This window comes from Kitasatospora sp. NPDC089913, from assembly GCF_044748625.1.
GTDB lineage: Bacteria > Actinomycetota > Actinomycetes > Streptomycetales > Streptomycetaceae > Kitasatospora.
The window spans coordinates 44,146-57,376 of record NZ_JBIVGI010000021.1 but is presented as its reverse complement, the minus strand read 5'-3'; the positions used below and the strand labels follow the sequence as shown (position 1 = coordinate 57,376).

Below are 13,231 nucleotides of genomic sequence, written 5' to 3'. Positions count from 1 at the left end.
AGTCCGTTCGCGTGTGTCGTGTCCGAAGGAGGGTGTCCCGGTCGGGGGGCCGCCGATTCCGCCGGGACGGACTCCGGCCCGGCGCCGGAAGGCCGGCGCCGGCCCCGTTCCGGACGCGCGCGCGACCGGACGCCGGTCGGTGGGACGATCGGCACATGAGCTTCGCCACCTGTGCCAGGCATGTTCGTGATCAGGATCTTCCCTACGGACGGCGCTACAGCTCCCTGAGGTGCGCGGTCGGCCACTACTGCCCGCTCGGGTTCGACTCGACGTGGTCGTATCTCAGTACGGCAGGAGCTCTGAGGACGGACGAACGGGCGCTGCTGCTGGCCCTGGACATGCTGGAGCTCAGCCGGGCAGCGTGGCTCGCCGAGCTCGGCGCCTTCGCCGACCGGCGCCGGACGGCGAAGCGGCAGCAGCAGCGGGCACCCTCGGTGGCGGAGCTCCGTCGTCTGAACGGATGGCGGTGGCCCGGGCCCGACGGGCACCGGGCCATGTTCCGTGAGATCGGGCTTCTGTGGGCTGTGCACGCCGCAGAGCCGTTCCCCGAGGTTCCGACTGCGGACAAGGGCGATCTGGCGTACTTGGACGCGACGGTCTCCGGTTGCCTCTCCACCTACCTCGCCCGCGGAGGCGCGCTGGGACCGGGCCACGAGGAAGTCCTGCGAAGCTGTCTGCCCAAGCTGCGCAGGGGCCTTGTCCACCTCGGCCACCCGGCGACGTTTCCCGGGGCGTTCGCCTACTTCCGCCGTCTGCTCAAGCTGGCCGAGCTGGCCGTCCACGACGACTCCCGGGACATTCCGGAGCGTCATGGGGCGGTCTCCGCCGGGAACGGACACTCGCGGGCCTGAGCCCGAGCCCGAGCCCGAGCAGGTCCACGCCTCGATCGAACTCGCCGAACTCGCCCGGGGCGCCCCGACCCTCGGGGGGTCGACTCACCCGGTCAAGATCACCTGGAGACCCACCCGGGGCGAGTAGGGGGCGGGTGCTCCTGCGCGGAAGTCGGCCGGCCCGACTTTCTGCGCAGGGTGGATTGCGCTCCCGCCGCGATAGCCTGCCCGACGGCCTGCAGGTAAGAGGGCTGGTACGAACGGGGGAGACGCGCGAGTGCTGATCGTCTTCAGATGCCGGCTGTGCGGTGCTGCGCTGTCGACTCCGCTGGAACTGCGCGAGTGGCAGCCTCTCGCGCGGGTGAAGGGGAGGGGCCATTACACCTACGGCCCGTCGACGATGGCGCAGGGTTCCGTCGCCGCCGACCCGGATCCGTACGGCCGTGACGGCGGGACCAGGACCTGGGTGATCAACCCGCTGGACGGCTTGCGGATGCGGCCCCATACGAACACGGCTCGGCTCTACGGGTGCTGCAGGCGGGACGGGATCGACGGCCCGAACCTGTTGTGCGCCGGTTGTGGCAGCGAGGTCGGCATCGAGATCTCGGACTGCTGGACCGAGTACGACATCCGGCTGGTGACCACAGCGGTGTCCGTGGATCCGCACCCCGTCGAAGCCGCCGATTCCGCGACCACCGATGCCGCCGTCGAACCGGGAAGCCTTGGCGGACTCTCGGGGCCGGACGGGTCGTAGGCTCTCCGCTCCCAGCCGACGACTCTCGCGGGAGGGGCCTCGTCCGCGCGGACGAGGCCCCTCCGCTGCGGTACTGACGTGGTGGAGCCGTGTCGATCAAGGGCCGTACGGGGCGTTTCCGGTGCGAGGCGGCACTATCGGCTTTCCCGTAGTGGAAAGCCGATGTCCGTGCGCCCGGGCCGCCCGAGCGTGAAGCATCGTCTCGAAGCCGGGACGAGGAGGAGCAGTGGCCCTGCGGAACGTGTCCGGAGACCCGGACTGCCTTCGCGTCGTCCGTGTGCCCGCGAAGGCGCCACCGGCTGGAGCCGGATGGGCGAGCTCCAGGTCGACTGACTGACCGGGTGGACCGACCGCGTTGACGGGGCCGTCGGAACGGCGCGTGTCAGGCCGTCGGTCCCGGCCCGTCCAGCAGCCGCGCGGCGAAAGCGTGCGCGGCTGCCAGGTCCGCGTCGTCCGGCCGCTGCTTGTTGATGCCGCCCACCGGCCGGAACGGCGCCCAGGTGTCGAACGCCCGGCACGAGAAGCTTCCGGCCACCTCGAAGCCCTTGCGTGCGAGCAGCCGGGACAGCGGCCGGGCGAACGGCATCGGCGGAAACTCGGGGAGCCCGCTGGTGGCGAACACTTGAGTCTCCCGTGGGGGGAGACGCGAGAGTAGGCGCATGGACGGGGACACGCTCTTCACGATCGGCGACCTGGCCCGGCGGACCGGGCTGACGGTCAAGACCATCCGGTTCTGGTCGGACTCCGGGATCGTGCCGCCGACCGACCGCAGCCCGGCCGGCTACCGGCTCTACGACCTCGACGCGCTCGCCCGGATCGACCTGGTGCGCACCCTGCGCGAACTCGGCCTCGAACTCGCCGCCGTCCGGCGGGTGCTGGACCGCGAGGTCTCGCTGACCGAGGTCGCGGCCGCGCACGCCGACGCGCTGGAGGCGCAGATCCGCGTCCTGCGCCTGCGGCGCGCGGTGCTGCGGGCAGTAGCGAAACGCGACCACTCCACTCCCGAGGAAATGGACCTCATGCACAAGCTCGCAAAGCTCTCCGACGACGAACGCCGCCGCCTGATCACCGACTTCGTCGACGACACCTTCGGCGGGCTCGACGCCAACGCCGAGTTCGTCGACATGATGCGCTCGGCCGTGCCCGAACTCCCCGACGACCCAGAGCCCGAGCAGCTCCACGCCTGGATCGAACTCGCCGAACTCACCCAGGACCCGGACTTCCGCGCCGCCGTCCGCCGCATGGCCGAGTACCAGGCGGCCGAACGCGGGCGCGGCGACACCACCGGCCTGCACCACGACCTCACCGAGGCCGTGCGCGACGCCGTCGGCCGCGCACTCGACGCCGGCCTCGCCCCGGCCTCGCCCGAGGCCGCCGCCGTCGTCGACACCCTGACGGCCGCCTACGCGCGGACCTTCGACCGGCCCGACGACGCGGACCTGCGGCAGTGGCTGCTGGCCCGCCTGGACATCGCCGCCGACCCGCGCGCCGAGCGCTACTGGCACCTGCTGTCCGTCGTCAACGGCTGGCCCGTCCCACCGAGCCTGGCACCGGTGTTCGGCTGGTTCACCGCCGCCCTGCGCGCCCGCGGCGCGTAGGCGCCGGGTGCCCCCTGCGCAGGAAGTCGGCCTGCCCGACTTCCCGCGCGGGAGCTCCACGGTGAGAGGTGATCTGATGGCCGCATGAGCCTTCCGCCCGACGACGAACCCCCCGAGCACCGGCGCTACCACTCCTACCTCCGCGCACTGGAGGGCGTCGTGGAGGCGGAGGAGGCCGACCTGTTGAGCGCCGTCCTGCGCGACGACGATCCGGCCATGGCCGAAGCCGCCGTGAACCAGCACCTCGAACGGCGGGCCGCCGAGCTGCTGACCGGTCCCGGGTTCCCGGCCTGGGCCGCTGCGACGGCCGCGGTCGTCGGTGACCGGGACTTCCTCGCCCGTCGGCTGCGCGAGTGGGCCCTGCTCAGGACGGTCGCCCTGGACGAGCCCTGGACGGACGAGGAACTGCTGACCGCGTCCGACTGGTTCCAGCGCACGGCGGTCACCGCCCGGTTCGTCACCTCCCCCGCCGCCCTGGGCCTGCTCGCGGAGCACGGCCGCACCCGCCGCGTCCGCAACGCGGCGAGCGGCCGGGGCTGACGCCACGAGGCACTCCTGGCTTTCCCGTAGCGGAAAGCCGATGACCTTGCGCCCCGGCCGCCCGAGCGTGAAGCATCAGCTCGACGCCGGAACGAGGAGGAGCAGTGGCCCTGCGGAAACTGTCCGGAGACCTGGACTGCCTTCGCGTCGTCCGCGTGCCCGCGGGCGTATGGGGGAGCTACTACCGGAACATCGCCCAGACCCACGCGACCCCGTTCGCCGACTACTGGCGGTAGCTCCCGTCTTGAGCGCTGCCGACGACATCGGAAAGGCCCTGCGAGCCCTGCGTGATGCCTCGGGACTGACCGGAGACGCGGTGGCCCGCAGGGCTTCCATGTCTCCGGGCAAGCTGAGCAAGATCGAGCACGGCAAGGTGCTCCCGAGTGTCCTGGACGTCGATCTCGTCCTCACAGCACTCGGCGTCTCGTGCGCGGCGAAGGAACAGTTCCTGGAACAGGCTCGTTCTGCCGCGACCGAGGAGACCGCCTGGCGGCTCATCCGTCGCACGGGCTTCTGGAAGCATCAGCAGGCGATCCAGGCCGTCGAAGACAGAACGCGGGAACTCAAGCTCTTTCAGGGACAGTTGATTCCAGGGCTGCTCCAGACTCCGGAGTACATCGCGGCGGTCTTCGATCTCTCGCCCGATCTGTCCGAGGAATCGCGGACTCGGACTATCGCCGCACGACTGGCCCGGCAACAGGCGCTTCACGATCCCGGCCGGTCTTTCCATTTCCTCATCTGTGAGCACGTACTCCGGTGGAGGATCTGCGACTCGACCGTCATGGCTGTGCAGTTGGACCGGCTGGTGTCGCTCTCCCGGCTCCCCAACGTAGTTCTCGGTCTGCTGCCCCAGGGTGCCCGGATGCCGGATTTCCCCATGACCTGCTTCAGTCTCCACGACGACCGCCTCGTCATCGTCGAGACGTTCCACTCGGAGATCACCACGCGCGATCCCAAGGATCTCGCGACCTACCTGGACACCTTCGAGCGCTTCGCCGCAGTGGCTGTCTACGACGCCAGGATGAGGGCGGCGGTCGAAGCCGTCCGGGGTGGCTCGCGCGGGGGAGGGGGATCGTCCCCGGGGACGATCCCCCGGGTCCCCGGAATCGCCACCGTGGAGTCATGGCGATCAAGGGCAGTGCGGGGGGCGTCCGGCCGGGAGCGCGGTGGGGGTACGCGGTCGCGGTGTGGGGGGTGCTGTTCGCGGTGCCCAGCTTCCTCTGGGCGGCGGGGAGTACCTTCGGCGCGCGGTCGACGGTGGCGCCCGAGCTGGTGCGGCTCGCCCAGGACCGGGTGCCGTGGTTCCTGGCCGTTCTCTGGATCACCGGTCTCCTCAAGCTCCTCGGGGCGGCGATCGGCCTCGGCCTGACCCGGATCCGGAGCCGACGGGTCGGCCGCTTCCTGGAGTTCTGCGGCGGCGGTGCGGCCGTCCTCCTCGTCTGGCACGGCGGCCTCTTCGTCGTCCACGGCATCCTCGTCGAGACCGGTGCCGCCACCGTCGCCCCCGACCTGGCCGGCCTCACCCGTTGGTACCTCTACTTGTGGGGCCCGTGGTTCATCGCCGGTGGCCTCGCCTTCGCCGCCGCGACCGCCCGATACCTCCGCGCCTACGACGCCCGCCGCCCCACCCGTCTCCTCGCCACCGTCGGCGCCCTCGGCGCCCTCCTCCTCTCCCTGGCCTCCACGGCCACGGGCCTCGGCTGACGCGCAGGAAGTCGGACCGCCCGACTTCCTGCGCGGCAGGCCGCTACAGGTAGCGGACCTGCGGCGGATGGCCGGTGGAGATGGAGAGCCTGGACTGCTGGATCTGGACGTCGCCGCGGATCAGGACGCCGTACTTCTCGGTCATCTCGACGCTGCCGTTCTGGAAGGCGATCGCGACGCCCTGGTCGAAGGTCACCCACTTCTTGAACTCGTTGATGCCGTAGAAGATGATCCGGTCCGGCATGGTGAAGAACAGCCGCTCGCCGTCGTGGTAGAGCTTCATCCCGCCGCTGGCGGTCAGCAGTCCCTTCACCCGCGCCTCGCCCGAGACCCGGGCCTCGACGGTGTGCAGTTCGTTGAGGTCGGCCTTGCCCGCGGTGACGGTGCCGAGGTCGTGGCCGCCGTCGCGCAGGACCCGGAGGCCCTCGGGCGGGAACTCGATCCAGCCGTCCGAAGTGCTGCGGCCCTGCACCCACTTGGTGTTGATGCCGTCGACGTCGGCCTTGTCGGCGTGCACGGTGCCCCACCCCTGGCCGCCGTCCTTGCGGATGTCGATGCCGTCCTGGGGGAAGCCGATCCAGCCGTGGCCGCCGTCGCGGTCGCCGACCCACTTGGTGTTCAGGCCGTTCAGGTCCGCCTTGTCGGCGATGACGGTGCCGAGGTCGTGGCCGCCGTCGCGCAGGACGCGGACGCCCTCGGCGGGGAACTCGATCCAGCCGTCCGAAGTGCTGCGGCCCTGCACCCACTTGGTGTTGATGCCGTTCAGGTCCGCCTTGTCGGCGGCGACGGTGCCCCAGTCCTGGCCGCCGTCCTTGCGGACGTCGATGCCGGACTGCGGGAAGCCGATCCAGCCCTTCCCGGCGTCGCGGTCGCCGACCCAGGTGGTGTTGATGCCGTTGACGTCCACCTTCTCCGCGGTGAGGGTGCCGAGGTCCTGGTTCCCGTCCTTGTGGAGGGTGGCGCCGGGCTGGGTGAAGTCGAGCCAGCCCTTTCCGGCGTCGCGGCTGCCCGCCCAGGTGGTGTTGACGCCGTCCGCGTCGACGCGGCCGGCGGTGAGGACGCCGGGGGTGCTGTCGTGGCCGTGGAAGACGTTGACGCCGCGGTCCGGGAAGGTGAGCCAGCCGGCGGTGTCGGTGCGGCCCTGGACCACCCTCGTCGTCACGTTGTCGACGTCGGCCTTGTCGGCCGTGATCCGGCCCAGGTCGCCGGCCGGGGTCCGGACGTCCGCGCCGTCGGCGGTCAGGGTCAGCCGGCCCTTGTTCGCGACGCCCTCCACCCACGGGGTGCGGGTCCCGCCCGCGAACTCGGGGACCACCGCGTGCACGGTGGTGGTGAGGAAGTAGCCGCGCTGCGGCCCGCCGCCGGCGGCCTTCGCGACCAGGGTGTAGGTGGTGCCGCGCTTCGGGGCGGCGGTGGTCCAGGAGTACTCCTGGTGGGCGGGAGCGGCTCCCGCCACCGCCGGTTCGCTGTGGACCTCGGTGCCGGTCTGGTCGAGGATCGCGTAGTCGAGGCCGTTGGGGCCGTCCCAGCGGAGCACGAGCTGCTCGCCCGCGTCGGTGTCCAGCAGGGACTTGTCCGGGCGGAAGTTGCGCGGGACGCGCGGGGTCTGCTTCGCCAGCCCGAGGTGGGTGGTGTAGTGGTCCTGCCGCATCGCGAGGTTGTCGTCCCCGCCGCCGGACCGCTCGCGGATCTCCAGCAGGCTCAGGCCGGCGCCCTCGGCGACCGGGATGTTCTCCAGCTTCAGCACCAGCGCGCCGTGGGCGTCCAGGAGCGCGAACTGCCGGGTGGACGGCCGCGCCTGGGAGAGCCGGGCCCGGAAGCAGTTGTTCGCGGCGTCCCAGGTGAACTCCAGCGGGTCGTCCCAGGGGTTGTTGTACGTCCGCTCGATGGTGGCGGTGACCGCCGAGGGGGTGTCGGTCAGGTCGGAGGACTGGGCGAGCAGCGGCAGGGCCACGTCGATGTAGTCCCACTCCACCTGGGCCTGGTGGGTGTTGGAGACGATCAGGTACACCGTCCCCACGGAGGGCTCGTTCGGGAGCGATGCTCGGAGTGATGTCGGATCCGCGACGATCTCGTAGTGCAGCAAGGACGGCACAGTACGGACTCCCTGGCTCGGCGGTGCGCGAGGTGCGGGCTGACGACGGAAGGGATGCCAACAGGCTCCTCGACCGTAGGCACCGCTCGGTCGTCCGGGTGCCACGATTTCCCGGAGCTGGCCCGAACCGGCCGCCGTCTGGCCGGAACGGACACGTGAACTGCGGTGAAACACAAGGTAGTTGGGAGAGTCGAGGCGGACCGGCCGCAGGTGCTCAGAGAGACGGCGCGGCGGCGGGCAGCGGCTTGGCCAGCACCAACTCGCGGGAGACGCCGTCCGGGAGCAGGTCGCCCGGCTCGCCGGTGTCGGTGAAGCCGCAGCGCTCGTACAGGGCGATGGCGTGCGGGTTGTGCGGCATCACCGCGAGGCGCAGGACGGGGAAGCCCCGTTCGACGGCCCAGCGTTCGATCTCGCCGATCAGCCGGGCCCCGGCGCCCCGTCCCCGGGCCTTCGGGCCGACCCACATCGAGATCAGCTCCGCGTGCCCGTCCGCCGGTACCCCGGTGGCCATCGCGGCGGGTTCGCCGTCCACGAGCGCGACGAGGTCGAGGGCGCCCGGGATCTCCAGCCGGGAGCGCCAGCGCTCCTCCCGGTCGCCCTCACCCTGCCAGTCGGCGAGGCGGGAGCCGAAGGCGTAGGGGGCTTCGGCCAGGGCGGCGAGGCGCAGCTCGCGGAAGAGCGGCCAGTCGTCGGAGGTCAGGGTGCGGAGTTCGATCATGGCAATGACCATGCACCGTCCCGACCTGCGACGACAAGTGGATTTGCGGGTCCCGCCGGCGGCCTCGCCGCCGGTCCGGCCGGTCCGGCCGGACCGCGCCCGGGCCATCGGGCGGGGCTCGCCGTAGCGCGCCTCGAACTGCGCGTCGTCCAGCGCCGCGAGCTCCTCGGGCGTGGCGCGGCCGCTCAGCAGGTCGGCGAGGAAGGCGGGCAGCGGGGTGGCCCGCATGGCGTCGGTCAGCGGGCCCGGTACGGTGCGGACCTCGGTCTCGACCCGGCCGTCGGGGTGCAGCAGGTAGGTGCGGTAGCCGGGGCCGTCGAGGCGGCGCAGTTCCGTGTCGATGCTCATGAAGCTGGACGGGCACACGTACACCGGCCGCCCCTCGAAGGTGCCGGAGAGGTCGCCGTGCAGATGGCCCGCGCCGATCGCCCGGATCGCCGGGAAGTCGCGGACGAGGAGCGCGAGTTCGCTGTCGCCCTGGGCGGCCGGGGCGGTCTCGGGCAGCGGCGGCTGGTGGAGCCAGAGGAACACGTGCTCCGCCCGGGCGGCGGTGAGGATCGCGCGGGCGCGCGCCGCCTCGACCGGGGTCAGGTTCGGCTGCGAGGCCGCGTGGACCCGGTCCTCGCGGTCGCGGTGGCCGCCGTCGGCCGTGGACTCGCGGCCGTCGGCGTTGGTGTCCAGGAGCAGCAGCAGCCAGTTCTCGATCCGGACGGCGGGTTCCAGGTGCACATTGGGGCGGGGCAGGCAGGCCTGGAGCGGGTCCTGGCGGTCGTGGTTGCCGGGCAGGCAGTAGACGGGGGCGGGCAGCGGGTCGAGCGCCTCGCCCAGCCGCTCGTACGCGGCGGGCTCGCCGAGGTCGGCCAGGTCGCCGGTGACGACGACCGCTGCGGCCTCCTCGACGGCGCGGGCGGCGTCGGCGAGCACGGCCGCGAGGCCGTCCTCGGGCTCGTGGGCGGTGAACGAGCGGGCGCCGGGGGCGGCGCGGAAGTGGGTGTCGGAGAACTGGACGACGCGGACGACGTGGACGTCGCCGGGGGCGGTGGCGTCCGGGGCGACGGGGCTCGGGGCAGGGTTCGCGGAAGGCGTCATGCGGGCGACGCTAAGGAAGTGGCAGAACTGCCACATGGCAGTCGTGTTAACTTCTGCGGGCCGTTCGCCGACGCCTCTGCCTCCCAGCCGCCCCCGCCCGGCCGTGCCCCGCCCCCGCCCGGCCGTGCCGCCCCCTGCTCGCCCGCCCCCGTCCGCCCGGTCACCCGACGAGCGGCGGGTTCAGCCGGGCGAAGGCTTCCTGACGCCGGTACGGGAAGTAGGGGTACGGCGCGGTGCGCACGCTCGCCGCGTCCAGCCGGGCGACCTGCTCCGCCGTCAGTTCCCAGCCGACCGCGCCGAGGTTCTGGCGCAGCTGCTCCTCGTTGCGGGCGCCGATGATGACGGACGAGACGGTGGGGCGGCGCAGCAGCCAGTTGATCGCCACCTGGGGCACGGTGCGCCCGGTCTCGGCGGCGATCGCGTCCAGCGCGTCCACCACGTCGTACAGCAGCCCGTCCTCGACCGGCGGACCGTAGTCGGCGGTGTCGTGCAGGCGGCTGCCGGGCGGGACCGGGGCGCCGCGGCGGATCCTTCCGGTGAGGCGGCCCCAGCCGAGCGGGCTCCACACCAGGGCGCCGACGCCCTGGTCCCGGCCGAGCGGCATCAGCTCCCACTCGTAGTCGCGGCCGACCAGGGAGTAGTAGACCTGGTGGGCGACGTAGCGGGGGCGGGCGTCGCGGTCGGCGGCGGCGAGGGACTTCATCAGCTGCCAGCCGGAGAAGTTGGAGACGCCGGTGTAGCGGACCTTGCCGGCCCGGACCAGCTCGTCCAGGGTGCCGAGCACCTCCTCGACCGGGGTGGCGGCGTCGTAGGCGTGCAGCTGGAAGAGGTCGAGGTGGTCGGTGCCGAGGCGGCGCAGGGCGGCGTCGACGGCGGTGGTGAGCCGGGCGCGGGAGGTGCCGGCGTCGTTGGGGCCGTCGCCGGTGGGCAGGCCGGCCTTGGTGGAGATCAGCACCTGGTCGCGGCGGCCCTTGACGGCCCGGCCGAGGACCTCCTCGGAGGCGCCGTCGGAGTAGACGTCGGCGGTGTCGAACAGGGTGACACCGGCGTCGATGGCGATGTCCAGCAGGCGGCGGGCCTCGGTCTCGTCGGTGGTCCCCCAGGCGCCGAACAGGGGGCCGCGGCCGCCGAAGGTGCCGGTGCCGAGGGAGAGTGCGGGGACGCTGAGGCCGGACGCGCCGAGGCGGCGGTACTCCATGGGGGATCTTCCTCTCGCTAACGGGACTGTGATGCCGTTAAGATGTCCCGACCCTAGCACCACCCTCACTACTAATGGAACAGGAATCCCGTTAATGACGCCCTCGGACATGCAGCGCCCCGGCGGCCGGACCGCCCGCGTCCGCACCGCCGTCCTCAAGGCCGCCGAGGACGCCCTGGTGGAGGCCGGGTTCGCCGGGCTCGACCTCGGCGACGTCGCCCGCCGCGCCGAGGTCGGCCGCACCACCGTCTACCGGCGCTGGGGCTCGGTCGGCGCCCTGCTCGCCGACCTGCTCACCGACATGGCCGAACAGTCCCTCCCGCGCGCCCGCACCGGCTCCCTCGCCGAGGACCTCCGCGGCAACGCCCGTCTGGTCGCCCGCACCCTCGCCGACCCCCGGCAGGGTGCCCTCTTCCGCGCCGTCCTCGTCGCCGCCGCCTGCGACCCCGACGCCGCCGCGGCCCTGCACCGCTTCTACCGCGTCCGGGTGCAGGAGTGGGCCCCGTGTGTCACCGAAGCCGTCGACCGCGGTGAACTCCCGCCCGACACCGACCCCGTCGAGGTCGTCCGCGCCGTCTCGGCGCCCCTCTACTACCGGATGCTCACCACCCCCGATCCCCTCGACGAGGCGACCGCCGACCGCGCCGCAGCCGCCGCCCTCGCCGCCGCCCGGGCCGGCGCCTTCCGCCGCGCCTGATCCCGCCGGGGTGCGGGGGAGGGCGGAGCGTTGCGCTAACAACCGTTTTCAGAAGAATTGTTGACGATTCGTCCGCTCCGCGCGGGTGCTCTCTGCACGCACGGGCAGACACCTTCTGTCCATGTGCGCAGACCTGCCCTCCGCGTATTCCCGGTGGCCGGGGCATGTCGCAGTATCGGGGCACGTGATCGTCCCAGGGCTGTGGCGATCCGTACCGGATCCGCCGTCAGAAACACCCGGCAGCGGATCATTTGTGCCGGTCATCGGGTGGGTGCGGCCACACCGAAGCGGGCCGGACCGGCGGCACACCGTCACGGGGCGCGGTGATCGCGACTGCCGGGAACAGGATCCGGCCACCGTGCGCCTCCGTGAGCGGACCGGCGGCGGCCGGGCCGACCACGACAACGAGAGGCGGCCGCCGGGCAGCCGGCGCCGCCCTGGCGAAAGGAGCCCGACATGCAGGTGAGCGTCGACCGGGACCGTTGCTGCAGCTCCGGACTGTGCGTGACGAACGCCCCCGCGGTCTTCGACCAGGACGACCGGGACGGTCTGGTGAGACTCCGTCAGGTCGTGCTGCTGCCCGAGCAGTTCGACGACGTGAGGACCGCCGCCGAGCTCTGTCCGGGCCTGGCGATCACCGTCACCGGGGACGAGCCCGCGCGGACCGGGGCCTGACGGACCCCGCCGCCGGCCCCGCGGGCCGCCGGGAACCTTCCCGCGCCCCGAACCTCACGAGAACACCCGCGACACGAGGAGACCCCCGCTGTGACCGCCGCACCCACCACGCCCGTCCTCGCGCTGCCGGCCCGGCACTCCGACGGCTGCCCGTTCGGCCCGCCGCCCGCGTACCCCGAGGCCGCCGCCACCGGGCCGATGACCAGGGCCGAACTGCCCGACGGCGACCTCTGCTGGCTGGTCACCGGCTTCGCCGAGGTCCGCACCGTGCTGTCCGACCGCCGGTTCAGTGCCGACATCCGCCACCCGGCCTTCCCGCTGCTGGTCGCCGGCGCTCGCGAGCTGATCACCGACAACCCGGACTTCCTGCGGCTCGACGACCCCGAGCACGCCCGCCAGCGCCGCATGATCACCGGGGAGTTCCTGGTCAAGCGGGTGGAGACGCTGCGCCCGGAGATCCAGCGGATCGTGGACGGGGCACTGGACCGGATGACCGAGGGCCGGACCACGGCCGACCTGGTCACCGACTTCGCACTGCCGGTGCCCTCGCTGGTGATCTGCCTGCTGCTCGGCGTGCCGTACGAGGACCACGACCGCTTCCAGAGCCTGAGTCGCACGATGCTCAGCCGGGACAGCACCGTGGAGCAGCTCCGGGAGGCCCAGGAGGGGGTCTGGAACTACCTGCGCGACCTGACGGCCCGCAAGCGCGCACAGCCGGAGGACGACGTCCTGAGCCGGCTCGCGGCGCGGGACGACCTGACCCCGGAGGACGTGGCCAGCACGGCCGTGCTGCTGCTGGTCGCCGGGCACGAGACGACCGCGAACATGATCGCGCTGTCGACCGCGCTGCTGCTGGAGCACCCCGAGCAGATCCCCCACCTGGCCGACCCGGCCACCCTGCCGGGCGCGGTGGAGGAGCTGTTGCGGCTGCTGACCATCGTGCACACCGGCCTGCCCCGGGTGGCGCTGGAGGACGTGGAGCTGGGCGGCGTCACCGTCCGGGCCGGGGAGGGCGTGATGGCGTTGCTCTCCACCGCCAACCGGGACGAGGCGGTGTTCGGCGGCGCCGGCCACCGGGCGACGGACGAGCTGGACCTGGGCCGGGACGCCCGGCGGCACCTGGCGTTCGGATTCGGCGTGCACCAGTGCCTGGGCCAGCCGCTGGCCCGCGCCGAACTCCAGATCGCCCTGGAGACGCTGTTCCGCCGGCTGCCGGGGCTGCGGCCGGCCGGCGAGCGCGAGTTCCGTACCGAGTCGTTCATCTACGGGATGCGGACCCTGCCCGTGACCTGGTGAGCGGGGCCCGGGGGAGCACCCGACCGGGAGCACCGCC

13 protein-coding genes and 1 pseudogene are annotated in these 13,231 nt (G+C 72.6%); 10 read left to right on the top strand and 4 right to left on the bottom strand.

The window, feature by feature from the left end; translation table 11 throughout:
- Positions 1-155: 155 nt before the first annotated feature.
- Both ACIPYS_RS27575 and ACIPYS_RS27570 read left to right on the top strand, forming a co-directional pair.
- On the top strand, positions 156-851 hold the full coding sequence (locus tag ACIPYS_RS27575; RefSeq protein ID WP_093859783.1) for a hypothetical protein: 696 nt from the start codon (positions 156-158) through the stop codon (positions 849-851).
- A gap of 256 nt (positions 852-1,107) precedes the next feature.
- Positions 1,108-1,584: a hypothetical protein gene (locus ACIPYS_RS27570; protein WP_093859782.1), complete on the top strand. Its 477-nt coding sequence runs from the start codon at positions 1,108-1,110 to the stop codon at positions 1,582-1,584.
- Between the two features lie 382 nt (positions 1,585-1,966).
- Here the strand turns inward: ACIPYS_RS27570 and ACIPYS_RS27565 are convergent, their stop codons facing one another.
- Positions 1,967-2,206, bottom strand: coding sequence for a hypothetical protein (locus tag ACIPYS_RS27565; RefSeq protein ID WP_400750841.1), 240 nt, complete (start codon positions 2,204-2,206; stop codon positions 1,967-1,969).
- A gap of 37 nt (positions 2,207-2,243) precedes the next feature.
- Here ACIPYS_RS27565 and ACIPYS_RS27560 point away from each other — a divergent pair, with 37 nt between their 5' ends.
- From ACIPYS_RS27560 to ACIPYS_RS27540, 5 genes and pseudogenes are all read left to right on the top strand, one after another.
- A complete protein-coding gene (locus ACIPYS_RS27560) occupies positions 2,244-3,182 on the top strand; it encodes a MerR family transcriptional regulator (RefSeq protein ID WP_400750838.1) in 939 nt (312 codons plus the stop codon).
- 84 nt (positions 3,183-3,266) lie between these two features.
- The gene (locus ACIPYS_RS27555) at positions 3,267-3,722 is read left to right on the top strand and encodes a hypothetical protein (RefSeq protein WP_400750835.1); all 456 of its coding nucleotides are present in this window, start codon (positions 3,267-3,269) and stop codon (positions 3,720-3,722) included.
- A gap of 104 nt (positions 3,723-3,826) precedes the next feature.
- Positions 3,827-3,958 (top strand): hypothetical protein, encoded by a 132-nt coding sequence (locus tag ACIPYS_RS27550; protein ID WP_400750833.1) that lies wholly within the window; start codon positions 3,827-3,829, stop codon positions 3,956-3,958.
- A gap of 80 nt (positions 3,959-4,038) precedes the next feature.
- Positions 4,039-4,689: pseudogene (locus tag ACIPYS_RS27545) on the top strand (Scr1 family TA system antitoxin-like transcriptional regulator); the annotation flags it as partial.
- A gap of 155 nt (positions 4,690-4,844) precedes the next feature.
- Positions 4,845-5,426: a DUF3995 domain-containing protein gene (locus tag ACIPYS_RS27540; protein ID WP_400750830.1), complete on the top strand. Its 582-nt coding sequence runs from the start codon at positions 4,845-4,847 to the stop codon at positions 5,424-5,426.
- Positions 5,427-5,469: 43 nt separating this feature from the next.
- Here ACIPYS_RS27540 and ACIPYS_RS27535 read toward each other — a convergent pair whose 3' ends face one another.
- The 3 genes from ACIPYS_RS27535 to ACIPYS_RS27525 all read right to left on the bottom strand — a co-directional run bounded on the left by ACIPYS_RS27535 (position 5,470) and on the right by ACIPYS_RS27525 (position 10,526).
- Positions 5,470-7,521 (bottom strand): hypothetical protein, encoded by a 2,052-nt coding sequence (locus ACIPYS_RS27535; protein WP_400750827.1) that lies wholly within the window; start codon positions 7,519-7,521, stop codon positions 5,470-5,472.
- A gap of 214 nt (positions 7,522-7,735) precedes the next feature.
- Positions 7,736-9,328, bottom strand: a complete 1,593-nt coding sequence (locus tag ACIPYS_RS27530; protein WP_400750824.1) for a GNAT family N-acetyltransferase — start codon at positions 9,326-9,328, stop codon at positions 7,736-7,738.
- 160 nt (positions 9,329-9,488) lie between these two features.
- Positions 9,489-10,526: an aldo/keto reductase gene (locus ACIPYS_RS27525; RefSeq protein ID WP_093859770.1), complete on the bottom strand. Its 1,038-nt coding sequence runs from the start codon at positions 10,524-10,526 to the stop codon at positions 9,489-9,491.
- Between the two features lie 94 nt (positions 10,527-10,620).
- Here ACIPYS_RS27525 and ACIPYS_RS27520 point away from each other — a divergent pair, with 94 nt between their 5' ends.
- From ACIPYS_RS27520 to ACIPYS_RS27510, 3 genes are all read left to right on the top strand, one after another.
- The gene (locus ACIPYS_RS27520; RefSeq protein WP_400750819.1) at positions 10,621-11,223 is read left to right on the top strand and encodes a TetR/AcrR family transcriptional regulator; all 603 of its coding nucleotides are present in this window, start codon (positions 10,621-10,623) and stop codon (positions 11,221-11,223) included.
- 456 nt (positions 11,224-11,679) lie between these two features.
- Positions 11,680-11,898: a ferredoxin gene (locus ACIPYS_RS27515; protein WP_093859769.1), complete on the top strand. Its 219-nt coding sequence runs from the start codon at positions 11,680-11,682 to the stop codon at positions 11,896-11,898.
- Between the two features lie 90 nt (positions 11,899-11,988).
- Positions 11,989-13,194 (top strand): cytochrome P450, encoded by a 1,206-nt coding sequence (locus ACIPYS_RS27510; RefSeq protein WP_400750815.1) that lies wholly within the window; start codon positions 11,989-11,991, stop codon positions 13,192-13,194.
- Positions 13,195-13,231: the final 37 nt, after the last annotated feature.

Excerpts from the sequence above, each read along its gene's own strand:
- ACIPYS_RS27575 (WP_093859783.1), top strand. The coding sequence starts at position 156 with ATGAGCTTCGCCACCTGTGCCAGGCATGTTCGTGATCAGGATCTTCCC.
- ACIPYS_RS27560 (WP_400750838.1), top strand. The coding sequence starts at position 2,244 with ATGGACGGGGACACGCTCTTCACGATCGGCGACCTGGCCCGGCGGACC.
- ACIPYS_RS27555 (WP_400750835.1), top strand. The coding sequence starts at position 3,267 with ATGAGCCTTCCGCCCGACGACGAACCCCCCGAGCACCGGCGCTACCAC.
- ACIPYS_RS27540 (WP_400750830.1), top strand. The coding sequence starts at position 4,845 with ATGGCGATCAAGGGCAGTGCGGGGGGCGTCCGGCCGGGAGCGCGGTGG.
- ACIPYS_RS27530 (WP_400750824.1), bottom strand. The coding sequence starts at position 9,328 with ATGACGCCTTCCGCGAACCCTGCCCCGAGCCCCGTCGCCCCGGACGCC.
- ACIPYS_RS27525 (WP_093859770.1), bottom strand. The coding sequence starts at position 10,526 with ATGGAGTACCGCCGCCTCGGCGCGTCCGGCCTCAGCGTCCCCGCACTC.
- ACIPYS_RS27520 (WP_400750819.1), top strand. The coding sequence starts at position 10,621 with ATGACGCCCTCGGACATGCAGCGCCCCGGCGGCCGGACCGCCCGCGTC.
- ACIPYS_RS27515 (WP_093859769.1), top strand. The coding sequence starts at position 11,680 with ATGCAGGTGAGCGTCGACCGGGACCGTTGCTGCAGCTCCGGACTGTGC.